At 71.2% G+C, this 20,992-nt stretch carries 23 protein-coding genes; 6 read left to right on the top strand and 17 right to left on the bottom strand.

Annotated elements, in window-relative coordinates:
- The first annotated feature begins 69 nt into the window (after nt 1-69).
- Nucleotides 70-1,101: an alcohol dehydrogenase catalytic domain-containing protein gene (locus FS641_RS00815; protein ID WP_144758501.1), complete on the top strand. Its 1,032-nt coding sequence runs from the start codon at nt 70-72 to the stop codon at nt 1,099-1,101.
- A 222-nt stretch (nt 1,102-1,323) separates the two neighbouring features.
- The gene (locus FS641_RS00810) at nt 1,324-1,941 is read left to right on the top strand and encodes a hypothetical protein (protein WP_144758498.1); all 618 of its coding nucleotides are present in this window, start codon (nt 1,324-1,326) and stop codon (nt 1,939-1,941) included.
- Nucleotides 1,942-2,076: 135 nt separating this feature from the next.
- On the opposite strand, the gene FS641_RS00805 is transcribed toward FS641_RS00810, so the two are convergent.
- From FS641_RS00805 to FS641_RS00750, 12 genes are all read right to left on the bottom strand, one after another.
- Nucleotides 2,077-3,123, bottom strand: coding sequence for a zinc-binding dehydrogenase (locus tag FS641_RS00805; RefSeq protein ID WP_144758495.1), 1,047 nt, complete (start codon nt 3,121-3,123; stop codon nt 2,077-2,079).
- 14 nt (nt 3,124-3,137) lie between these two features.
- Nucleotides 3,138-4,112: a ketopantoate reductase family protein gene (locus FS641_RS00800; RefSeq protein WP_144758492.1), complete on the bottom strand. Its 975-nt coding sequence runs from the start codon at nt 4,110-4,112 to the stop codon at nt 3,138-3,140.
- Between the two features lie 39 nt (nt 4,113-4,151).
- Complete coding sequence (locus FS641_RS00795) at nt 4,152-5,855, bottom strand: DUF885 family protein (protein WP_186317514.1); 1,704 nt, start codon at nt 5,853-5,855, stop codon at nt 4,152-4,154.
- Nucleotides 5,856-5,918: 63 nt separating this feature from the next.
- A complete protein-coding gene (locus tag FS641_RS00790; protein WP_144758486.1) occupies nt 5,919-6,653 on the bottom strand; it encodes an SDR family NAD(P)-dependent oxidoreductase in 735 nt (244 codons plus the stop codon).
- The gene (locus tag FS641_RS00785) at nt 6,650-7,594 is read right to left on the bottom strand and encodes a MurR/RpiR family transcriptional regulator (protein WP_144758483.1); all 945 of its coding nucleotides are present in this window, start codon (nt 7,592-7,594) and stop codon (nt 6,650-6,652) included. Before FS641_RS00785 ends, FS641_RS00790 begins: the two co-directional genes overlap by 4 nt.
- Before the next feature lie 92 nt (nt 7,595-7,686).
- Nucleotides 7,687-8,637 carry an isoaspartyl peptidase/L-asparaginase family protein gene (locus FS641_RS00780; protein ID WP_144758480.1) on the bottom strand — a complete coding sequence of 317 codons (951 nt, stop codon included), beginning with the start codon at nt 8,635-8,637 and terminating at the stop codon, nt 7,687-7,689.
- The gene (locus FS641_RS00775; RefSeq protein WP_144758477.1) at nt 8,637-9,470 is read right to left on the bottom strand and encodes a M55 family metallopeptidase; all 834 of its coding nucleotides are present in this window, start codon (nt 9,468-9,470) and stop codon (nt 8,637-8,639) included. Before FS641_RS00775 ends, FS641_RS00780 begins: the two co-directional genes overlap by 1 nt.
- Complete coding sequence (locus tag FS641_RS00770) at nt 9,467-10,714, bottom strand: oligopeptide/dipeptide ABC transporter ATP-binding protein (RefSeq protein WP_222122026.1); 1,248 nt, start codon at nt 10,712-10,714, stop codon at nt 9,467-9,469. Before FS641_RS00770 ends, FS641_RS00775 begins: the two co-directional genes overlap by 4 nt.
- Complete coding sequence (locus tag FS641_RS00765) at nt 10,711-11,724, bottom strand: ABC transporter ATP-binding protein (protein ID WP_222122025.1); 1,014 nt, start codon at nt 11,722-11,724, stop codon at nt 10,711-10,713. Before FS641_RS00765 ends, FS641_RS00770 begins: the two co-directional genes overlap by 4 nt.
- A 49-nt stretch (nt 11,725-11,773) precedes the next feature.
- Nucleotides 11,774-12,658, bottom strand: coding sequence for an ABC transporter permease (locus tag FS641_RS00760; protein WP_144758471.1), 885 nt, complete (start codon nt 12,656-12,658; stop codon nt 11,774-11,776).
- A complete protein-coding gene (locus FS641_RS00755; RefSeq protein WP_144758468.1) occupies nt 12,655-13,614 on the bottom strand; it encodes an ABC transporter permease in 960 nt (319 codons plus the stop codon). Before FS641_RS00755 ends, FS641_RS00760 begins: the two co-directional genes overlap by 4 nt.
- A 90-nt stretch (nt 13,615-13,704) precedes the next feature.
- Nucleotides 13,705-15,273, bottom strand: a complete 1,569-nt coding sequence (locus FS641_RS00750; protein WP_186317513.1) for an ABC transporter substrate-binding protein — start codon at nt 15,271-15,273, stop codon at nt 13,705-13,707.
- A 126-nt stretch (nt 15,274-15,399) separates the two neighbouring features.
- Between FS641_RS00750 and FS641_RS00745 the strand changes: the two genes are divergently transcribed.
- A complete protein-coding gene (locus FS641_RS00745; protein WP_144758462.1) occupies nt 15,400-15,891 on the top strand; it encodes a GNAT family N-acetyltransferase in 492 nt (163 codons plus the stop codon).
- 324 nt (nt 15,892-16,215) lie between these two features.
- On the opposite strand, the gene FS641_RS00740 is transcribed toward FS641_RS00745, so the two are convergent.
- Together FS641_RS00740 and FS641_RS17885 are read right to left on the bottom strand one after the other, a co-directional pair.
- Nucleotides 16,216-16,722, bottom strand: a complete 507-nt coding sequence (locus tag FS641_RS00740; RefSeq protein ID WP_260855562.1) for a BLUF domain-containing protein — start codon at nt 16,720-16,722, stop codon at nt 16,216-16,218.
- Nucleotides 16,719-16,874: a hypothetical protein gene (locus FS641_RS17885; protein WP_186317512.1), complete on the bottom strand. Its 156-nt coding sequence runs from the start codon at nt 16,872-16,874 to the stop codon at nt 16,719-16,721. The genes FS641_RS00740 and FS641_RS17885 overlap by 4 nt, the downstream gene beginning before the upstream one ends.
- A 156-nt stretch (nt 16,875-17,030) precedes the next feature.
- On the opposite strand from FS641_RS17885, the gene FS641_RS00735 reads away from it, so the two are divergent.
- Nucleotides 17,031-17,423, top strand: a complete 393-nt coding sequence (locus FS641_RS00735) for a VOC family protein (protein WP_144758459.1) — start codon at nt 17,031-17,033, stop codon at nt 17,421-17,423.
- Here the strand turns inward: FS641_RS00735 and FS641_RS00730 are convergent.
- Both FS641_RS00730 and FS641_RS00725 read right to left on the bottom strand, forming a co-directional pair.
- Nucleotides 17,407-17,865 (bottom strand): NUDIX hydrolase, encoded by a 459-nt coding sequence (locus FS641_RS00730; protein ID WP_144758456.1) that lies wholly within the window; start codon nt 17,863-17,865, stop codon nt 17,407-17,409. The genes FS641_RS00735 and FS641_RS00730 overlap by 17 nt on opposite strands.
- 37 nt (nt 17,866-17,902) lie before the next feature.
- A complete protein-coding gene (locus FS641_RS00725; RefSeq protein ID WP_144758453.1) occupies nt 17,903-18,667 on the bottom strand; it encodes an SDR family oxidoreductase in 765 nt (254 codons plus the stop codon).
- A 149-nt stretch (nt 18,668-18,816) separates the two neighbouring features.
- On the opposite strand from FS641_RS00725, the gene FS641_RS00720 reads away from it, so the two are divergent.
- Nucleotides 18,817-19,290 (top strand): NfeD family protein, encoded by a 474-nt coding sequence (locus FS641_RS00720; protein ID WP_260855559.1) that lies wholly within the window; start codon nt 18,817-18,819, stop codon nt 19,288-19,290.
- Nucleotides 19,287-20,459, top strand: a complete 1,173-nt coding sequence (locus tag FS641_RS00715) for an SPFH domain-containing protein (RefSeq protein WP_186317511.1) — start codon at nt 19,287-19,289, stop codon at nt 20,457-20,459. Before FS641_RS00720 ends, FS641_RS00715 begins: the two co-directional genes overlap by 4 nt.
- A gap of 88 nt (nt 20,460-20,547) precedes the next feature.
- Here the strand turns inward: FS641_RS00715 and FS641_RS00710 are convergent, their stop codons facing one another.
- On the bottom strand, nt 20,548-20,898 hold the full coding sequence (locus tag FS641_RS00710; RefSeq protein WP_144758448.1) for an RNA polymerase-binding protein RbpA: 351 nt from the start codon (nt 20,896-20,898) through the stop codon (nt 20,548-20,550).
- Between the last annotated feature and the right edge of the window lie 94 nt (nt 20,899-20,992).

The raw sequence follows: 20,992 nt of genomic DNA, 5'->3' as shown, positions 1-20,992 counted from the left end.
CACGAGCCTACCGAGCGGTCGCGTCTGGTCGGCCCGGCCGGCGCGGCCTGCGCCTGTCAGGATGGGGCCGTGCGCGCAGTCATGTACGAGGAGTTCGCCGGCGTCCCCTCCGTCGTCGAGATCGACCGCCCGACGTGTCCGAGCGACGGCGTGGTCGTCCGGGTCGCCGCCACCGGCGTCTGCCGGAGCGACTGGCACGCGTGGCAGGGGCACGACGACTCCGTGCGGCTGCCGCACGTCCCCGGACACGAGTTCGCCGGCGTCGTCACCGAGATCGGTGCGGACGTGCGGGACCACCGCGTGGGGGACCGCGTCACCGCTCCCTTCGTCTTCGCCTGTGGGCGCTGCTCGGAGTGCCTCGCCGGGGCCACCCAGGTCTGTCCGCACCAGCAGCAGCCGGGCTTCACGGTGCCGGGGTCCTTCGCCGAGGAACTCGTCGTCCCGCACGCGGACGTCAACCTGGTGCCGCTCCCGGACGCGGTCGCGTTCGTGGAGGCGGCCGGGCTCGGGTGCCGCTTCGGGACCGCTTACCACGCGCTCCACGCCCGGGGCCGGGTACGTGCTGGTGAGCACGTCCTGGTCGTCGGGTGCGGCGGCGTCGGCCTGTCCGCGGTGATCGTCGCCGTTGCGGCCGGCGCCCACGTGGTCGCCGTCGATGTGTCACCGGCGGGACTCGCGCGGGCCGAGGCACTCGGTGCGCGGGTGGTACCGGCCGGGAAGCGGGCGGTCGAACGCGTCCGAGGACTCACGGACGGCGGCGCGCACGTCGCCATCGACGCCTACGGCAGTCGGGCGACGTCGGTCGACGCCGTCGCGTCCCTCCGGCCCCGCGGGCGCCACGTCCAGGTCGGACTGCTGCTCGGCGACGAAGCCGCGCCGGCCCTCCCGATGGGCCGCGTGATCGCCGAGGAACTCGAGCTGCTCGGCAGCCACGGCATCTCCGTGGGGGAGTACGCGGCGATGCTCGACGACGTCGTGGCCGGTCGGCTGCGACCGGACGCCTCGGTCGGCCGGACGATCACCTTCGACGAACTGCCCGCAGCGCTCGTCGCGATGGACGGGCCGAGTGCGTCGGCCGGGATGACCGTGGCGGTGCTCTGACGTGTGCGTGCCATCGGACCGAGAAACGAACGGCGCCTGATCGTGCCGAAGCTCAGGACGGTCCACGTCTGGCCGACGGCGGGACACCGGACGGCTCCGTGGGGAGAACCCGGGCACGATGAAGGACCGCGGACCGATCTGTTCCTCCGCTCCGCCCGAGCGCCCGCGGATGCACTGTCTCGTCTGCTCCGGACCGAAGGTCTGCACGTCCCCACCTCATCGATGCTCGCCCTGTACACGCGGGAGACCGACGACGAGGACCTGCTGATCGAGATCGGGGAGCGCTACTGGGAAGGAGCGGAGTTCGGCCGGATCCATCTCCCCGCCGGTGTCGAGGAACTGCGCTCGGCAGCCAGACGGCAGCTCGCCGGCGAGACACTCGTGGCAGCGGTCCGAACGCTCCTGGAACTCCGCGAGGTCGACACGATGGCACTGCCCCGCGTGGTCGAAGCGCTCCGTGCGAGCGACTGGACGTACACGGATCAGGGCGCGTGGAAGAGCAACCAGAGCCGTCGTGCGAAGGCGCGGCTGCTGTTCGCGCTCCACGACGACGGGTTCGGCAGGATCACGGTCGAGGTCGACCGGGGACCACACGAAGTCGTGGCCCGCGACCTGCTCGGCTGGACCACGTCGGAGAGCTTCACCCGGGCCGTCAGGTCCGTGCGGTGGTCGGGCGACCGGCGGCTCGTGTTCGACGACGGCGCACGGTTCGATCCGGCGCCGTTCGTCGTCGACATCGACCACGGACTGATCGACGGGGCAACGGCGCCGCCCGCTCTCGAAGCGGGCGTTCCGGGAGCGACCATCGCGATCGCGGTCCGGACGACCCTGCTGCGGTGACCAGCGCAGGGACGGGCTGACGAGAACGAACTGACATAATATGCATTATCGGCGCATGTTGACCGAGACGAGCGAGCCCGGAGCGACCGCCGCTGCGAGGTCCCGACCGCAAGCAGCGCGAACCGGGATGGACCGTCAGCCCGCGAGCATCGCCTTGATGCTGCGTCGTTCGTCCATCGCGCGGTACCCCTCCGCGACGTCCGCCAACGGCAGGGTCAGGTCGAACACCGCGCCGGCGTCGTAGGTGCCGGCCATCGTGCGCGCGACGAGGTCGGGCAGGTACCGGCGCACCGGCGCCAGACCGAAGCGCAGCGTCAGGTGCTGCACGAACGGCTGGAAGATCCCCAGCTGCGGGCTGGTGTGCGGGACGCCGATCGCGCCGATGGTTCCGCCGACCCGGGCCATGCCGATCGCCGTCGCCCAGGACTCCGGCGTCCCGACGGCCTCGACGACGTGTCGGACCCCGAGTCCCCCGGTCATCTCGCGGACGGCGGCGACGGCCTCGTCCCCGCGGACGCTCACGACGTCGGTGGCGCCGTACGAGCGTCCGATGGCCGTGCGGTCCTCGTGGCTGCTCATCAGGATGACCCGCTCGGCGCCGAGGACGGACCGGGCACCGAGCACCGCGGCGAGCCCGACGGCGCCGTCACCGATGACCGCGACGGTCGAGCCCTCGGAGACGTCGGCGAGGACGGCCCCGTGCAGGCCCGTGCCTGCGACGTCGCTCAGCGCGAGCAGGGACGGCAGCAGGTGCTCGTCGACACCCGCGAGGCCGCCGGGCACGACGACGAGCGTGCCGTCGGCCAGGGGTACCCGGACGGCTTCGCCCTGTCCCCCGTCGGCGCCGGGCGCGCCGAACGTCCCGCCGTGTTCACATCGAGTGTTGATGCCGTCCAGGCAGGCCGGGCAGGTGCCGTCGGACCACTGGAACGGGGCGACGACGAGGTCCCCGACCGCGAGGGTGTGGACGTCCTGGCCGATCTCCTCGACGACGCCGATGAACTCGTGCCCGAGGCGCGAGCCGGGCTCGCGCTGGGTCACCCCGCGCCAGGACCAGAGGTCGGACCCGCAGACGCAGGACCGGACGACGCGGACGACCGCGTCCGTGGGCTCGTGCAGGGCGGCGTCTGGAACGTCCTCGACGGTGACGTGGCCTGCGGCCTGGTAGAGGGCTGCACGCATGAGGTTGCTCCAGTTCAGGCGTGGGTGTGGAGCTCGCGGACGAAGGCGGCGAGCTCGTCGAGGTTCGCGCGCTCGCACGTGCGGCGGCCCTCCTCGATGTCGCGGACCATGGCGACGATCCGGTCGAACACCGGGCCCTGGATGTCCTTGTGCACCTCGTCGACCTCGGTCTTGCGCTTGCGCACCATGAGGTCGCGCCAGATCCCGGACCGGGCCTTCGCGCTGCGGCGGTTGAACGCGGCGAGACGGTCGAGGGAGCCGGGCAGGTCGTCGGGCACGAAACCGTCGAAGGACTCGACCCGGACGGGTGCCTGGTCGATGGCCTCCTGTGCGACGGCGATCATCAGCTCCCGGTAGGCGGGCAGCGACAGCGAGTCGGCGATCGTCAGGTCCGAGACCGCCCCTGCCCAGAGCATCGCGCCGTACGCCTCCTTGCCCCACAGGTACCCGAGGACGTTCTCCGTCGGCAGTGCGTACGGCATCGCGTCCGCGAGCAGACCGACACGTGGGGTGATCGCTCCCCCGGCGAGCTCGCCGATCCGGAACGCGGCGATGTTGCCCTGCAGGATCCGCCCCGGCTCGAGGTAGTCGGCGCCGACGTTGATGAAGCTCGACACCACGCGCTCGGCTCCGACGGCCGCGGACAGGGTGTCGGCGGTCAGCCCGTTCTGGGTGGTGAGCACGTACCCGTCGGGGGCGAGCACCTCAGCCAGTACCCCGGCAGCGGACGCGGTGTGCAGGCTCTTCACCGCGACGACCGCTGCGCCGACCCCGCCCGCGCCGACCCGCGACGGCAGCTCCTCCGGGGTGACGGCGTCCACGCGCACCGTGAAGTCCTCGACGGGCCCCTCGATGTGCAGCCCGTGGGCGTTGATCGCGGCGACGTGGTCGGCGTCCGCGTCACACAGCAGCACGCCGTGCCCGGCGCGGGCCATGTGCGCGCCGATGGTGCCGCCGATCGCGCCGGCGCCGATGATCGTGATGTCCACGGGGGTCCTCCAGGGTCGTACGGACGTGGGTGGTGCAGGTCAGACGACGGCGCTGTTCCGCTGCTGCCAGCGGGTCACGGCGTCGGCGAGGACGGTCAGCGGGACCGCGCCGTTGCCGAGCACGGTCGCGTGGAAGTCCCGGATCGAGAACCCGTCGCCGAGGGCCGCCTGCGCGCCGGTGCGGAGCCGGAGGATCTCACGGCGGCCGATCATGTACGCCAGCGCTTGACCGGGCCAGGCGATGTAGCGGTCGACCTCGCTCCTGACGTGCTCGTCCGTGGTCGCGGTGTTGTCGAGCATGAACTGCACCGCACGCTCACGCGACCAGCCGAACGCGTGCATGCCGGTGTCGACCACCAGCCGGCAGGCGCGGACCGCTCGCATGGAGAGCATCCCGAGCCGCGAGAGGTCGTCGGAGTACAGGCCGGCGTCGTCGGCGAACTGCTCGGAGTACAGTCCCCAGCCCTCGTTGAAGCTGCAGGCCTCGACATCGAGGTGTCGCCGGTACCGCGGGATGTCGAGCCGTTGCGCCATCGCGAGCTGCATGTGGTGACCGGGGACCGACTCGTGGAACGTCAGTGCCTCGTACTCGTAGCGGTAGTGGGTCTCAGGTGCGCTGGCGTTGATGCAGAAGGTCCCCGGGCGGCTGCCGTCGACGGCGGGCGGACGGTAGAACCCGAGCGCACTCGACGCGGCGTCGACCTCGTTGATCGGTTCGATCGCGCAGTCGGTGATGTCGTCCGCGGGGAAGTACCGGTCGCGCACGGCCTCCGCACGGGCGAGGGCGTCGTGCGCGACGGCCATGATCTCCTCGCTCGAGCCGAACCGGAGCGCCGGGTCGTCGCGGAGCCGCGTGGCGATGGCGGTGAAGTCGCGCAGCCCGAACAGCCGGTCCCCGATCTCGGCGGCCTCGGTACGGATGCCCTCGAGCTCCTCGAGCCCGATCCGGTGCACCTCGTCCGGGGTCAGGTCGGTCGTGGTGTGCCGGGCGACCGCGGCGACGTAGCCCTCGGTCCCGCCGGGCACCTCGCTGATGCCGACGTGCTCGTCGTCACGGGCCACCGGCAGCAGTGCGCGGAGCGCCTCGGCCAGCGCGGCCATCCCGGGGCGCACGGACTGCGCGACGAGGTCCTCCGACTGCGCGACCAGCGAAGCCGCCTCGGCGACCGTCGCGGTGCGGGCGGGCTCCAGCAGCGGGTCCTCGGCGAGCGGCAGCCCCAGGTACCCCTCGAGCTGCTCGATGGCGTGCAGGACACCCATCCGCGTCGGGACACGGCCTGCGGCGGCCTCGTCGGCGTACCGCTCCCCCAGCGCGACGAACATCACGCCGAGCCCGGCGAGCCGGGACGTGTACCGGGCGGCTGCGGCGCGATCCGGGACCGTCATCGCGGGCACGGCCTGGAACACCAGGCCCTGCCGGCTGACGTAGCCCTTCGCCGAGGCGTTCGCCGCCCAGAGCGCGTGCCGAGCGTCCGCCGCGGCACCGCGGGCCAGGGCGACGAGCACGTCCCGGTCGACGCGGCCGGCGTCGTCGAGGTCCTCCGTCGGCAGCGACGCGGCCTCTTCCGCCACGGCGTCGAGCAGGTCGGCTGCGCGGTCACTCGCCGCCCGCGACGGGTCCCCTGGCAGGTGGTCGAACTCGGTGATCCCGAGCAGGGTCGCGTTGTACGGGTCGTACGTGTGCTGTGCGACGAAGTACCGCTCGCCGAGGGCGTGCAGTCGAGTGGCGGTCTCGGTGGCCAAGGGTCCTCCAGAGGACAGGAGCAGGGACAGCAGGAACAGGACGAACGGGAGCGGGAACGATGGTCAGAAGAGCGAGTGGCCACCGTCGACGGAGAGCGTCTGCCCACTCACCCATCCGGCGTCCGGGGCGACGAAGAAGGACACGGCACGGGCGATGTCCTCAGGCGTGCCGGTCCGACGCACCGCGATCCGCTCGACCAGGGCACGCTGCCCCTCGGGCCCGTAGGAGTCCCACTGCGCCTGCGTCGTCGGGTTCGACAGCACGAAGCCGGGAGCGATGCAGTTCGCGGTGATGCCGTACTGGCCGAGCTCGTGCGCCATCTGCCGCGTGAAGCCGATCTGCGCTGCCTTCGCCGCGGTGTAGGCCTGGATGCCGGTCAGGCTGACGCTGCGCCCGGCGCCGGACGCGATCATCACGATCCGGCCCCACCCGCGCGGTTTCATGCTCCGGACGGCGGCGCGGGTGCAGTTCCGCGTGGTCGTGAGGTTGGCGTGCAGGACGGCGTTCCAGGCCTCGTCCGAGAGCTCCTCGATCGGGGTGTGCCTCTGGCCGACCACGCCCCCGGCCACGTTCACCAGGACGTCGACGGGACCCAGCGCGGCGAACCAGGCCTCGGTCGCCGCGGTGTCGCTGAGGTCGACGTCGTCCCGGTCCACGCGGTGCACGACGGCACCGTCGGCGGCGAGCCGGTCCGCGATGCCGGACCCGATGCCCTGGGCCGCACCGGTGACCACCGCGACCCGACCGACGAGCGTCTCCCCGGGCCTCCCGGGCCTCCCGGGCCTCCCGGCGCTCACAGCGCGCCCCCCGTCCCCGGCAGGGTGAGCGCCTCGACGTTGCCGGCCCCGACCTCGCGGGGCCCGGTGTCGTCGCGGACGTCCCCTTCGGCGTGCGCCGCACGGGAGGCGCGGGTGATCCGCACCGACTCCTCCCACTGCCGCATCCGCTCCAGCCCGCGGGGTCCGGCAGCGCGCAGGACGCCCTCGACCAGGGCCTCGATGAGCACGAGCAGCGGGGTCATGGAGTCGAACGGGATGCCGTCGACGGTGACCGGGAGCACGATGTCGGCGCTCTCGACCACGGGCGACAGCGACGTGTCGGTGATGAGCAGCACCGTGGCGCCCTGGCGTTTCGCGGCGGCCGCCGCCTGCTGAGCGACGAGCTCGTGCCGGCGGAAGTCCATGACGACGACGACCCCGCCCTTGCCGAGCTGCAGGAACCGGCCGACGTCGTGCCCGAGCGGCTCGGCCACGAAGTCGACGTTCGGCAGGATCTGGTCGAGCTGCGCCGCGAGCACCATCGCGAAGTACCGGCTGAAGTAGCCGCCCAGCAGCGCGACCTGCTTGGGACGATCGGCGAGCACGGCGACCGCCCGGTCGAACTCGCTCGGCGGGACGCTCGTGCCGAGCGACTCCACGAGCGCGACACGGTCGGTGATGGCGCGACCGAGCGTCCCGCCGTCGCCGAGCGCGATGCCCTCCTGCGACCGGCGGAGCGGGCTGTTGAGGTGGTCGGCGATCTCGTCGCGGACGCGCGCCTGGAAGTCCGGCCAGCTGCCGAAGCCGAGGCGGCTCGCGAGCCGCAGGACCGTCGGCGTGCTCGTCCCGGCGGTGCGGGCGAGGCTCGCTGCGCTCTCCGTCCCGGAGGTGGGCCAGGCTGCCAGCAGTGCGCGGGCGACCTTGCGCTCCGCCGGGCTCAGTTCGTCCATGCGGGCGAAGACCTCGTCGTTGATGGGCATCCCATCTCCTCGTCGTCGGTGGTGGTGGTAATCGTCGTCGCGAGCCTGGCAGGTCCGACCGGGCGGACGCCCGAACGGGCGCCCGCCCCGGCTCAGGTCCGGAGCACCAACCCGCTGCCGTCGTCGAACGCCGCGAACATCGTCGGCGAGTTGTGCGCCACGACGACGCGGCCGTCCGCACCGACGGCGACGAGCCCGCCGCTGGCGTGTTCCTGGGTCAGCTCCTGCTGGATGGTCGCGGCCACGGCGTCGGGCAGCACGCTGCCGCCGTACCGCATCCGCGCGACGATGTCGTACGACACCACCCCACGGATGAACGCCTCACCCTCGCCCGTGCAGGAGATCGCGGCGAACCCGTCGAGCGCGTACGTGCCCGCACCGATGATGGGCGAGTCGCCGACGCGGCCGTCCTCCTGGTTCGCCATGCCCCCGGTCGACGTCGCCGCCGCGATGGAGCCGGTCCGGTCGCGGGCCACGGCCCCGACGGTCCCGTGCCGTGGAGCGACGAGCCGGTCCGCCAGGATGCGGGCCAGCTGCGCCTGCCGCGCCTCGGTCACGAAGTAGTCCTGTTCCGCGGTCGTGAGCCCCCAGGACTCGACGAGCGCGCGGGTCGGGTGGACCAGGAGCAGGTGGGCAGACCGTTCCATGACGGCGCGCGCCAGGTGCACGGGATTGCGTGCGTGCCGGGAGGCTGCGATCGCCCCCGCCAGGCCGGTGCGGCCGTCCATCACGGCCGCGTCCAGTTCCACCTCGCCGTCGGTGGTCAGGGCAGCGCCCCGCCCGGCGTTGAAGAGCGGGTCGTCCTCGAGCTGCTCGACGGTCGCGCAGACCGCGTCGAGCGCGGTGCCGTCCTGGTCGAGGACCGCTTCGCCGGCCCGGTAGGCGCGGGTCAGGCCCGCCTCGAAGCGCTCGCGCTCCTCGGCGGCGAGCTCCTGGATGCGACCGCCGGCACCGCCGTGCAGCGCGAGCGACCAGCCGCGAACGGCCGGCACGTCGAACAGGACGGTGTCGCGCGGCGGGGCGATGGACTCCTCGGCGGGCATCAGCGGCCTCCCGCCTGGCGGGTGATGTAGTTCACGGCGACGAAGCGGGTGAACACCGAGAGCAGGTCGTCCCCGCTGATCGCGACCGTCCTGGTGGTGACCCGGTCGACGCCGCCGACCCAGGTCGCGACGTCGGCCATGTCGGCCGTGGCGACGTCGAGCTCGAGGGTGGCCCGGCCGGTGATCGGCCGGTTCTGCATCTGCGGGATCCGCTCGACGGCCAGCTTCGCTGCCTCGCGGATGCGACGGCACGACTCGGTCGGGTGCAGGGCGTCGGCACTGGCCCGGGTGATCGAGGTCTTCGTGACGACGTGCTCGGCGTCCGGTGCGAAGGGCTCGGTCTCGTCCCAGGTGACCTCGTCGCCGGTGACCAGGGCGATCGGCACCCCGTGGTGGGACGTGACGAGGGCGTTGATGCCGCTCTCCCCCACCCAGGTGCCGTCCACGCGGGCACCGGTGAACACCTCGGGGTTGTACGTGTGGGACAGGACTGACGGAGCCCCCGAGATCGAGCCGTGGTAGCCGACCAGGAACGCTCCGTCGACCGAGGCGTCGAGCCCCTGCATCATGTACATCGGCTTGTGGCGACCGGTGATGAACCGCACCTTGTCCGGGTGCACGACGGCACGCGGATCGAGGTTTGACATCCGGCTGTGCGAGTCGTTGAGCAGCACCTCGGTGGCACCGCCGGCGACCGCGCCCTCGATGGCCGCGTTCACCTCGTCGAGGAGCAGTGCGCACCCCTGGGCGTAGCCGTCGCTGCCCGGGCGGCACTGGTCCCAGTCGACGATGCCCGCGACGCCTTCCATGTCGTACGAGATCCAGATCTTCATGCGGACGGTTCCTCCTGGTGGTGCGCGGCCGAGGCGGCCGGTGCGGCTGGTGCGACTTCTTCGAGGTCGACCTCGACGACCCGCTCTGGGTCGAGGAGCACGTCGGGACGGGTGAGTGCGGGGTCGGCGGCTTCGATCGCGGGTTCGTGGAGCGGGTCCACGTCACCGAGGTCCGCCGAGCGGATGCAGGCGGCGACGTGGGGAGCCTGCGCCTGCGCGTCGGGAGCCGACGTCTGGACCGTGGACGTGCCTCCAGACCGGGTGCCGAACACCAGCGGCACCGGCGCGAGCGGGGGGTCCGTCGTGCGGCACGCGTCGACGGCGTAGGGGCAGCGCGGGTGGAACCGGCAGCCCGTCGGGATGGCGAACGGGCTCGGCGGGTCGCCCTGCAGGGCGAGCCGGTCCGTGACGCTCTCGGCGCCCATCCGCGGGATCGAGTCGATGAGTGCCCGTGTGTAGGGGTGCCGCGGGTTCCGGAACAGCTCGTCGGTGTCGGCGACCTCGACGATCCGGCCGAGGTACATCACGGCGACCCGCTGGCTGAGGTGCTGCACGACGGCCAGGTTGTGCGCCACGAACAGGATGCTCAGGCCGAGCTCGCGCTGCAGGCGGGCGAAGAGCTCCAGGATCGTCGCCTGCACCGACACGTCGAGGGCCGACACCGGCTCGTCGGCGATGAGCACGTCAGGACGGACCGCGATGGCCCGGGCGATCGCGATGCGCTGCCGCTGCCCGCCGGAGAACTGGCTCGGGTAGGCGTCGAGCGCGTCCTCCTCGAGGCCCACGAGGTTGAGGATCCGGATGCTCTCCGCGCGGACCTCGGCCCGCGGCACGATGCGGTGCAGCAGCAGGAGCTCCCGGAGCATCGAGCCGACCGAGATCCGTGGGTTCAGGGACGAGTACGGGTCTTGGAACACCATCTGGATCCGGCGCGAGGCGTCCTTGTCGCGGTGGACGGGCACGCGCTCGCCGTCCGCGTCGAGGGTCCCGGTGGTCGCGGTGACGCTGCCGACCAGGATCTTCGCCAGGGTCGACTTGCCGGAGCCGGACTCTCCCACCAGGGCGAGGACCTCGCCGCGGCGGAGCTCCAGGTCGATGCCGTCGAGCGCGGTCAGGGCAGTGGGAGCGGACCGGCGCATCCGGTCGATGACGGTCACGGGCAGCTGGTAGCGCTTGGTCACGGCGTCGGCGCGGAGGACGGGGGCCGTGCTGGTGCTGATGCTGGTGCTGGTGCTGGTGCTCATGCCGGGACCTCCATGGGTTCGCCGGGGGCGGCGGAGCCGATCTCGTGGGTGCGGATGCAGGCGGCGGTGCGGCCGGGGCCGACGTCCTCCTGCGCGGGCATGCCCTTCGTGCAGGCTTCGATCGCGAACCGGCAGCGCGGGGCGAACGGGCAGCCGTCGGGGCGAGCGGCGACGTTCGGCGGGAACCCGGGGATCGGGATCAGGGCACGGTCGGGGTCGTCGAAGTCCGGCGCGGACTCGAGCAGACCGCGCGTGTACGGGTGCCGCGGGTCGCCGAAGACATCCTTCACCGGGCCGGCCTCCACGCGGTGCCCGGCGTACATGACGGCGAGCTCGGTGCACGTCTGGTTCACGACGGCGAGGTCGTGGGTGACGAACGCCAGTGCGGTGCCGGTCTCGACGCAGAGTTCCTCGACGAGCTGGAGCACCTGGTGCTGCACCGTGACGTCGAGCGCGGTCGTCGGCTCGTCGCAGAGCAGCAGTCGCGGGGAGCACGAGAGCGCCATCGCGATCATGATGCGCTGTCGGAGCCCGCCGGAGAGCTCGTGCGGGTAGGCCCGCGCACGCCGAGCGGGGTCGGGGATGCCCGTGCGGCGCATCATCTCGACGGCGAGCTCCGCTGCGGCCGCGCGGGAGAGCCCGAGGTGGCGGCGCGGCCCCTCGGCGATCTGCTCGCCGACCCGGACGACCGGGTTCAACGCCGTCATCGGCTCCTGGAACACCATCGCGATCTGCGGACCCATGAGCTTCCGACGGGCGGCGGCGGACATCCCGCCGAGGTCCTCACCGCGGTACCTGATCGTGCCGGAGAGCACTTCCACGCCCTTCGGCAGGAGCCCGGCGATCGCGCGGAGCGTCAGTGACTTCCCCGAGCCGGACTCCCCGACGATCCCGAAGCGCTCGCCGGGCTGGATCGCGAAGGAGAGGTCGTCGACGATGCGCACGTCGTCACGGCCACGACGGCGGATGCCGATCGTCAAAGCCTCGACCTCGAGCAGTGGGGCGGTCATGCGCGGTCCTTCCGAGTGGACGCCGGTGTCGGTGCTCGTGCTCAGCATGTCAGCGCCTCCGATCGGGGCTCAGCAGGTCGCTGATGCCGTCGCCGAGCCAGGACAGGCCGAGGCTCGCGACGACGACGACCAGCCCGGGGATCGTGGTCTGCCGCCACTGGGTGGTGATGAACTCCTGGCCGTCGACGATCATCGAGCCCCACTCGGCCGTCGGCGGCTCGATGCCCAGACCGAGGTAGCCGAGGGTGACGATCGCCATGATGTCCATCACGATGTCGCTCATCGCGTAGATCACCGCCTGGCTCATCACGTTCGGGGCGATGTGGCGGACGAGCAGCCGGGCGTGGGACATGCCGCCGAGCCGGGCGGCGACGACGTAGTCCTGCTGTCGGGCGACGATGACCTCGCCGCGGACGATCTTGGCGTAGGACACCCACGAGACCGCGGCGATCGCGAGGTAGATGCTCGTCTCCCCTGCGCCGAGGACGAAGACCAGCACGATGACCATGACGTAGAAGGGGAACGCGAAGAACACGTCGACGATGCGCATCAGGACCGTGTCGACGATGCCGCCGACGTACCCGGCGACCGCCCCGACGACGCTGCCGACGACGAACGGGATGAGCACGGCGAGGAAGCCGACGCGCAGGTCGACGCGGGCGCCCCAGATCAGGCGGGACAGCACGTCGCGACCGTACTTGTCGGTGCCGAGCCAGTGCGCGGCACTCGGGGACTCGAGCGCCTGCTCGAGGTGCTGGGCGATCGGGTCGTAGGGCGCGATCACCGGGGCCAGTACGGCGACGAGCACCAGCAGGCCGACGATGACGATGCCCGCCATCAGAGAGCCGTTGCGGTACCAGGCGCGGAGCGACCGGGAGCGCGACGCCCGACGGCGCTGCTTGAAGCCCACGAGCGCGGCGGTGGGGGTGGTCATGGGGTGGTGCCTCCGGCCAGGTCGACCCGGGGGTCGAGCATCGTGTAGACGACGTCGGTCAGGATCCCGACCACGACGACGAAGATCGCGACGAACAGGGTCACGCCCTGGATCGTCGGGAAGTCGCGGGAGAAGATCGCGTTCACCATGAGCGAGCCGAGGCCCGGCAGCGCGAAGACCTTCTCGATGACGAGCGATCCACCGACCAGGTACCCGAGGTTCACGCCGATGATCGACACCGTCGGGATCGCTGCGTTGCGGAGCACGTGGTCGCGGAAGAGCGGCATGCCGGCGGAGCCCTTCGACTTCGCGGTGCCCACGTACTCGGACTCGAGCACCCCGATCATCGAGGCCCGGAGGCTCCTGATGATCGTCGGGGACATCGCGATCGCCAGCGTCAGCGCCGGCAGGAACAGGAAGTACAGGTGCGCGCCGGCACCGTCGCCGTACCCACCGACGGGGAAGGCCCGCACGTTGACGGCGAGCAGCAGGATCAGCATGATGCCGACCCAGAACTGCGGCATGCCCTGGCCGAGCAGGGTGAAGCCGCGGGCGAACAGATCACCGGTGCGGTTGGGTCGGCTCGCGGCCAGTGCGGCGAGCGGGATGCTGATCACCAGGGACATCACCAGCGCGAGGCCGAGGAGCGACAGGGTGACCGGCACCGCCTGCAGCACGAGCTGCCCGACGGGGAGCTGGTAGGTGAGGCTCGTGCCGAGGTTGCCGTGCACGATCTGGCCGAGGAACCGGAAGTACTGCTCCCAGAGCGGCCGGTCGAGGCCGAGCTGTTCGGTCAGCGCCGCGACGCTGGCCTTCGTCGCGCGTTCACCGAGGAGCGCGAGCGCCGCGTTGCCCGGCAGCAGGTGGGAGAGGAAGAACACGATGATGGTCACGCCGAACGCGACCGGGACGGCCTGCAGGAGCCGTCCGGGGATGAACCGGAGCCGGTGGAGCATGACTGCCTTTCCGAGAGGGGCGGTGGGGGTCCGACCGGCGCCGGACCCGACCGGTGTCGGGGTCCGGCGCGCAGCCGGACCCCGACTGCGTCACTTCGCCTTGGAGACGTCCTCGAGCTGGTAGTTGCCGAGCGGCGTCACGTGGAAGTCGTTCACCTTGTCGGTCGTCGCGAACACGTAGGGCGAGTAGTACAGGTACGCCAGGAAGGCGTCGTCACCGGTCTTCTGCTGGAGCTCGGAGTACAGCTCCTGGCGCTTGGCCGGGTCCGTCTCCTTCTGCGCCTGCTTGTTGACCGCGATGACGTCCGGGTTGTCGTAGTGCGTGAAGGCCGAGTTCGAGCCGCCCTCGGGGTCGACCGCGAAGGAGGTCCACTCATCGGGGTCCGGGATGTCCATCGTCCAGGCGGACCACGCCATGTCGAAGTCGCCGGCCAACCGGGCTTGCTTGTTCGCCGTCGGGTCGAGCTGCTTGATGTTCATCGTGATCCCGATCTCCTTGAGCTCGGACTGCATGATCTGCGCGATGGAGGTCTGGTTCGGGTCACCCGAGCGGATGAGCAGCGTCGTCGTGAAGCCGTCGGGCTTGGACGACTTCGCCAGCTCGGCCTTCGCCTGCTTGACGTCGTAGGTCGGCCCCTCGACCTCGGCGTCGTAGTACGGGGTACCGGGCGAGAGGAGCGAGTTCGCAGTCGTGCCGTTGCCGAACAGCACCGCCTTGACCATCGCCTTGCGGTCGAGGGCGAAGGAGACCGCGCGGCGCACGTGGACGTCGTCGAAGGGCTTGCGCTGCTGGTTGAAGGCCACGTAGTCGATCTGCGTCGACTTGAAGGTGTCGGCCTTCACCCCGGCCGCCGACTTCAGCGACGACAGGCTCGACCAGTCCGGGGTGTCGTCGATGTCGACCTGACCGCCCTGCACCTGGAGCTTGCGGGTGTTGGCATCCGGCACGACGGTCCACTTGACGCCGTCGAGGTAGGGCTTGCCCTTCTGCCAGTAGTCGTCGTTGGCCGTCAGGCTGAGCGACTGTCCCTTCTTCCAGGACGCCCACACGAACGGGCCGGTGCCGACCGGGTGCGTGTAGAACTCCTCCTTCGACTCGCCCCCGTAGTTGTCGGGCACGATCGCGTTGCTGAAGAGCGACAGGTCGGCGATGAGTGGCGCCCACGCGTACTTGAGGTCGATCTCGACCGTCTCGTCGTCGACGGCGCTGACCTTGTCGATCGCCGCGTTGATGTAGCCCCAGCCCGAGGCGCCGGTGGCCGTGTCGGCGTTGATGGAGAAGACGACGTCCTTGGCGGTCATCGGGTCACCGTTGGAGAACTCGACGCCCTTGCGGAGGTGGATCGTGTACTTCATGCCGTCGTCCGACGCGTCGTACCCGGTCGCCAGCCACGGTTCGAGCTTCTTGCCGTCTGCGCTCACGTTGAACAGCGGCTCCATGATCTGCTGCATCACGTGGATGGAGTTGTTGTCGAAGGTCGTGGTGTTGTCCATCGAGATGATGTCGGCGGAGCGCGCCATCGTCAGGACACCGCCCTTCGGGTGTCCCCCGGCGGCGGTGCCGGCGGTGTCTGCCGAGCCACCGGCGCTGCAGCCCGCGAGGACCAGCGCTGCTGCCGCCGTCACCGCGGCCACGGCCGCCCGATTCCGTTGTCTCATCGTTGCCTCTTCGCTTCTGTGCACCGGTGCTGGTGCGGAGTCCATGTCGGGAGGTGGAGCGATTGGTGCTGTAGTGATGATTACAGTACAACAAGTTCTTTTCGCATTTGTTACGTTTGGAAGACGATGGAACAAGGCGCCCCGCGGATCGCCCTCCGACCGTTCCGTGTCAGTGACGCCGGGACCGTCGTCGCCTGGTTCCGCACGCCCGAGGACGCCCTCGCGGTCGCCGGTACCGGTGCGCCGTGGCCCTACCGGGCGGCTGACCTGGTCGCCGCGTCGGCCGGGAACGACCGACATCCGCTGACGGTGACGTCCGTCGACGACCCCGACGACGTCGTCGGGCACGTGGCGGTCGTCCGCGTCACCGCGACGACCGGGCGGCTGGCTCGGATCGTCCTCGCCCCACGGCTCCGTGGGCGGGGGCTCTCCGGCGAACTCCTGGCGCTCGCCGTGGGCGAGGCTCAGATGCTCGGACTCACGGAGCTTGCTCTGTTCGTCGTGCCGGGCAACACCCCCGCATTACGGGCGTACGCGGCCGCCGGGTTCGTGCGCGGCGAAGCAGATCCAGAGAACCCGGAGTACGTGCGGCTGGTCGGCTCGTGGCCGTCGGGCTGACGCTCGCGATCCCCTTCCGGGGAGGACAGAACCGTGGCTGGCATCCGTGGTCCGAGCCGACGTCGACGGCTCGGCGCCGTGGCCGCGCCGGCTGACCGGGTCCACCGGGGTGTCCGGGACGGCGACGACCTCGCCTGCACCGGAGCCGACGGCCTGCGGGCAGGTGGCATCGCGGCGGTCCTGCTCGTGCTGGCCGGAGCGACGATGCACCGGCGAGGGCGAGGGCGAGGGCGAGGGCGAGGGCGACGAGGACGAGGGTGGGGAACCAGCGGAGTGGGACGACGGTGACCCCGGTGGCGCCGCAGTGTGCGGGACCCGGACGGGTCAGCGAGACACGCGCCCCGTCCGCCATCCGGCGTCCGACGCCGAGTTCGCCCGGAACCACCGGATGAGCTCGCGGAGCGCCGGCATCGTCGCACCCTCGACGTGGTCGTCCGGGATGAAGTCGATGTCGTCGAACGTCGTCCGGTACCCGGGGACGTCCGCGTGCCGGAGCTGGTCGTCGGCCGCGTACCCCATCGTCCAGTCCGGGAACTGCCGATCCGGCACCTCTTCCTCGAGGAGCACCGTCACCTGCTCGTGCCGAGGGTCGTCCTCGATCAGGAGCATCTTCTCGCGCACCGCCGCTTCGGGGCCCTCGAGCAGCTGCAGGAACCGGTGGTCCTTGAACAGCAGGAGTCCGGTCACGTCGGACCGGGCGTTCGCCGTTCGGGCGTGGTCCAGCAGCGTGTCGAGGTCGTCCATGCCGAAGCCGACCACCGCTCTGCTCGTGTAGACGAGCGAGAGCAGTGGCCGCTCAGCTGCGGCAGCGGTCGACTGCCGGTCGGTCACTCGGCCGGTGCGGTGGGGACGTCGTCGGCGTCGATCTCGAGCGACGGGTGCTCGCGACCGGACTCCTCCACGACGTCCGTGTCGGTGTCGGGCTGCTCGGGCGCTTCGCTCTGGGTGGTCTCTTCGGCGGGGTCAGGCTGGCTGTAGCTCATGCCAGCACGCTACGCGTGCCGACCTGGGACCGGTTCCGGACTGGAGGCTCGGTGCCGGACCGCAGCCATGCCTCCCGTCCGCGCGTGCCGGGCCGGACCCGTCGCGCCGGAGACCAGCCGAGCCTCCTGTCCGTCGTTCCGGCCATACTGAGGCCCATGGCACTCCGCTGGTACTCGATCGTCATCGACAGTCACGACCCGCACGCGCTGGCACGGTGGTGGGGTGAGACCCTCGCGTGGCCGGTCGTCTTCGAGGCCGACGACGAGGTGGTCATCGCTCCGCCGTTCGCGGAGGAGGTCGCCCGATCCGTCCCGCGGGACCGACAGCCGCAGGGCTGGGTCTTCGTGCCGGTCCCCGAGGGCAAGACGGTGAAGAACCGCCTGCACGTCGACCTCGCCCCGGCGCCCGACGACGCGCACCAGGAAGCGGTCGACGCACTCGTGGCCCGCGGCGCGACCCTGGCCGACGTCGGTCAGGCGGACGCGCCGTGGGTCGTGCTCGCGGACCCGGAGGGCAACGAGTTCTGCGTCCTCACTCCGCGGGAGTGAAGCGGCGCACCAGCTCCGGCAGCTCGGCGGGCTCGAACGGCTCGTCCGTGGCGTCGAGTTCGTCCGCCGTCCACCACCGCGCGTCGAGGATGTCGACGCGCTCGTCCTCGGTCCACTCGTCGCTCGACAGCGTGAACCCGGTCGTCCGGACGACGTAGAACTCGGAGTGCCCACGGTCGTGGTCGGCCTGGTCCCAGACCACGTCGAAGTCCCACGCGAACACCGGGTCGCCGGGATCGTCGATGACGATGCCCGTCTCCTCACGGAGCTCGCGGATCGCGGCGTCGCGGTGGGACTCCCCCGGGTCCACTCCCCCGCCCGGCGTGATCCACCGGTGGAACCCGTCCGACGACGGGGCGTTCGTGTCCATGAGGAACACCCGCCCGTCCGGGTCGAGCAGGAGGATGCGGGAGGTCCGTCGGAGACCAGGTGCGGCAGTCACCCGCCCGACGGTACCGCCCGGCAGACCTCCGCGTCGCTCAGGCCCGGGCGAAGCCGCTGACGTCGCCGACGAGCCGCGTGTTGTCGGCGGGGATCGGCTCGACGGCCGCGAGGGCGATCTCGGCCGCGAACTCGGACACGCTGTAGAGCTTGCCGACGGCACCGCGGCGCTCCTCGATGGCGCCGGGGTTGATGCGGTTCAGCAGGGTCGCGGTGATCGTGCCCTCGATCATGTCGCCGGAGACGACCACGAACTCGATGCCGGCCGCCTGCAGCTGCGGGACGAGCTCGCGGAGCGCGGTCTCACCGACGTGCTTGCTCTTCGCCACGGGGAGGTACTCGGGCAGGGTCTCGGCGGTCTCGACGAAGTGAGCCTGGTGGCTCGTCACGAAGACGACGCGGGAGCCGGCCGGCATGTGCGGCACGGCGGTCTGGAGCATGTCGACCTGGGCATCGCGGTTGAGGCGGAGGGCGTAGTCCTCGCCCATGCCCGACTCCATGCCACCGGAGGCGTTGAGCACGAGGAGGTCGATGCCGCCCCAGGCCTCGACGACGGTGTCGACCATGGCCTGCACGGAGTCGTGGTCGGTCAGGTCCGCACCGACCGCCAGGGCCTCTCCCCCGGCGGCGACGACGCCCTCGGCGATCTGCTCGGCGCGGCGCGCCTTGTTCCGGTAGTTCACGACGACCTTCGCCCCGGCCTCGGCCAGGTACCCGACGGTGTCGGCGCCGATGCCGCGCGACGACCCGGTGACGAGGGCGCGCTTGCCGGCGAGGGATCCGGGGGCGAGGGGGCTGCTCACAGTGGTGTTCTCCAGTTCGTGACCGTGCGTCGGGACCGGACGAGCCTACCGCGCCACCCGGGGTGTCAGACGCGTTTGATATGTTGAACGGACTTGGACCGGCCGTCGCGACGCAGCGCTGCCGCGCGCGACCACGGGAGGGAGATCGCGTGAACATCTCGGACTGGATCCAGACCATCGTCTGGATCGCGCTCGTGCTCGTCCTGGGGGTGGTCGAGATCTTCACCCTCGACTTCATCTTCCTCATGCTCGCGGCGGGTGCGGCCGGCGGACTCATCGCCGCGCTGGTCGGCGCTCCGTGGTGGCTCTCGGCGATCATCGCCGCGGCGGTCGCCCTGCTGCTGCTCGCCGTCGTCCGACCCCGACTCCTCACCGCCCTCGGCCGCGGTGCCGACCCGCATCAGACCGGCGTGCGCGGCCTCGTCGGGATGCCCGGCACCGTCGCCGTCGCCTTCACGTCGACCGCCCCCGGGCAGGTCCGGCTGGCGAACGGCGAGACCTGGAGCGCGCGCATCGACCTCGCGACGCCCGACCGCACACCACCGCTCGGCACGCACGTCGTGGTCGAGTCCATCGAGGGCTCCACGGCCGTCGTCCGCATCCAAGAGAAGGCTGCATCATGACCCTGTCCACCGGCACGATCGTGCTCCTCGTCCTGATCGCCGTCATCGTGATCTTCGTGATCGTCGTCCTGTCGAAGGCGATCCGGATCGTCCCGCAGGCGACGGCGGGCATCGTCGAGCGCCTCGGCAAGTACCACAAGACCCTCGACCCGGGGTTGAACATCCTGGTGCCGTTCATCGACCGGCTCCGGCCGCTGCTCGACATGCGTGAGCAGGTCGTGTCGTTCCCGCCGCAGCCGGTGATCACCGAGGACAACCTCGTCGTCTCCATCGACACCGTCGTCTACTTCCAGGTCACCGACGCCCGTGCCGCGACGTACGAGATCGCCAACTACCTCGGCGCGGTCGAGCAGCTCACCACCACCACGCTCCGCAACGTCGTCGGTGGCCTGAACCTCGAAGAGGCCCTGACCAGCCGCGACAACATCAACGGGCAGCTCCGCGTCGTCCTCGACGAGGCGACCGGCAAGTGGGGCATCCGCGTCGGCCGCGTCGAGCTCAAGGCGATTGAGCCGCCCGTGTCGATCCAGGACGCCATGGAGCAGCAGCTCCGTGCCGAGCGCAGCCGTCGAGCGGCCATCCTGCAGGCCGAGGGCACCAAGCAGTCGCAGATCCTCGAGGCCGAGGGGCAGCGCCAGGCGGCGATCCTCGCGGCCGAGGGTGACGCGAAGGCCCAGGTCCTCCGCGCCGAGGGTGAGGCGCAGGCCATCGCGACCGTCTTCGACGCCATCCACACGGGTGACCCGGACGAGAAGCTCCTGTCGTACCAGTACCTGCAGACCCTGCCGAAGATCGCCGAGGGCACGTCGAACAAGCTCTGGATGATCCCGAGCGAGTTCACCGAGGCACTCTCCGGGATCGCGAAGGGCTTCACCGCCACGCGGTCCGGCACCGCCCCGGCCGCCGGTGGCGCAGGCGGGACCGACTTCCTCGCGAAGATCTCCAAGCTCGCCAACGAGAGCCTGGCGAACACCGCGGCGACCGACGCCGCCGGCAGTGCCACGGTCGACCCGAACGCCACCGCCGCGGACATCGTCCCCGACTCGGTGCTCGACGAGCGCCTCGCCGAGTCGAACCGCAGCGTCGAGGAGAAGCTCGCCGCTGCGGCTGAGGCGACGCGCCAACAGCTCCGCGAGGGCGACGCCGAGCACGGACCCGGCACGCACTGAACCGCCCAGGCACTGCGACACGCAGCGCCGACGCGGCGAAGGCCCGCTCCCTGTTCGGGGAGCGGGCCTTCGTCGTTCGCGCAGTCGGTCAGGCGCCGCGTCGGGCGCGCAGGAACTGCAGTCGTTCCTGGAGCAGTTCCTCGAGCTCCTCGCGTGAGCGCCGCTCGAGCAGCATGTCCCAGTGGGTCCTGGGTGCCTTGACGTCCTCAGCGGCGACCTCGACGGGCACACCGTCGTCGCCGAGCAGACGCCCTTCGCGCCGGCTCCTGGGGTCGGCCCAGACCTGCGGGACCTCTGCCTCGGCGGAGAACACGACGTCGAACGTCTCGCCCGAGTCGGTCTGGTAGACCGCACGCTTGCGGTCCGAGAGCTCGACGCCCTCTTCGCTCTGGAGGCTCTGGCTCCCGAGCCGCATGCCGCGGAGACTCCGATCAGCCATGGTGGACTCCTCTCGCTCGTTCCCCCTGGTCAACACTGTCCCACGCGGGTTCGTTCCTGCGTGGTCGCATTCACAGTGGGTTCCCAGTGCGGGT

Origin of the sequence: Curtobacterium sp. 9128, assembly GCF_007673775.1 — a bacterium.
Classification (GTDB): Bacteria; Actinomycetota; Actinomycetes; order Actinomycetales; family Microbacteriaceae; genus Curtobacterium.
Note: the sequence above shows the minus strand (reverse complement) of the source record. Positions and strands in the feature narration are given on the sequence as shown.

Bases quoted from the DNA above. Each gene is read 5' to 3' on its own strand.
- FS641_RS00765 (WP_222122025.1), bottom strand. From the start codon at position 11,724: ATGACCGCCCCACTGCTCGAGGTCGAGGCTTTGACGATCGGCATCCGC.
- FS641_RS00805 (WP_144758495.1), bottom strand. From the start codon at position 3,123: ATGCGTGCAGCCCTCTACCAGGCCGCAGGCCACGTCACCGTCGAGGAC.
- FS641_RS00745 (WP_144758462.1), top strand. From the start codon at position 15,400: ATGGAACAAGGCGCCCCGCGGATCGCCCTCCGACCGTTCCGTGTCAGT.
- FS641_RS00755 (WP_144758468.1), bottom strand. From the start codon at position 13,614: ATGCTCCACCGGCTCCGGTTCATCCCCGGACGGCTCCTGCAGGCCGTC.
- FS641_RS00785 (WP_144758483.1), bottom strand. From the start codon at position 7,594: ATGCCCATCAACGACGAGGTCTTCGCCCGCATGGACGAACTGAGCCCG.
- FS641_RS00775 (WP_144758477.1), bottom strand. From the start codon at position 9,470: ATGAAGATCTGGATCTCGTACGACATGGAAGGCGTCGCGGGCATCGTC.
- FS641_RS00715 (WP_186317511.1), top strand. From the start codon at position 19,287: ATGACCCTGTCCACCGGCACGATCGTGCTCCTCGTCCTGATCGCCGTC.
- FS641_RS00760 (WP_144758471.1), bottom strand. From the start codon at position 12,658: ATGACCACCCCCACCGCCGCGCTCGTGGGCTTCAAGCAGCGCCGTCGG.
- FS641_RS00810 (WP_144758498.1), top strand. From the start codon at position 1,324: ATGCTCGCCCTGTACACGCGGGAGACCGACGACGAGGACCTGCTGATC.
- FS641_RS00735 (WP_144758459.1), top strand. From the start codon at position 17,031: ATGGCACTCCGCTGGTACTCGATCGTCATCGACAGTCACGACCCGCAC.
- FS641_RS00750 (WP_186317513.1), bottom strand. From the start codon at position 15,273: ATGAGACAACGGAATCGGGCGGCCGTGGCCGCGGTGACGGCGGCAGCA.
- FS641_RS00780 (WP_144758480.1), bottom strand. From the start codon at position 8,637: ATGCCCGCCGAGGAGTCCATCGCCCCGCCGCGCGACACCGTCCTGTTC.
- FS641_RS00710 (WP_144758448.1), bottom strand. From the start codon at position 20,898: ATGGCTGATCGGAGTCTCCGCGGCATGCGGCTCGGGAGCCAGAGCCTC.
- FS641_RS00770 (WP_222122026.1), bottom strand. From the start codon at position 10,714: ATGAGCACCAGCACCAGCACCAGCATCAGCACCAGCACGGCCCCCGTC.
- FS641_RS17885 (WP_186317512.1), bottom strand. From the start codon at position 16,874: ATGAGCTACAGCCAGCCTGACCCCGCCGAAGAGACCACCCAGAGCGAA.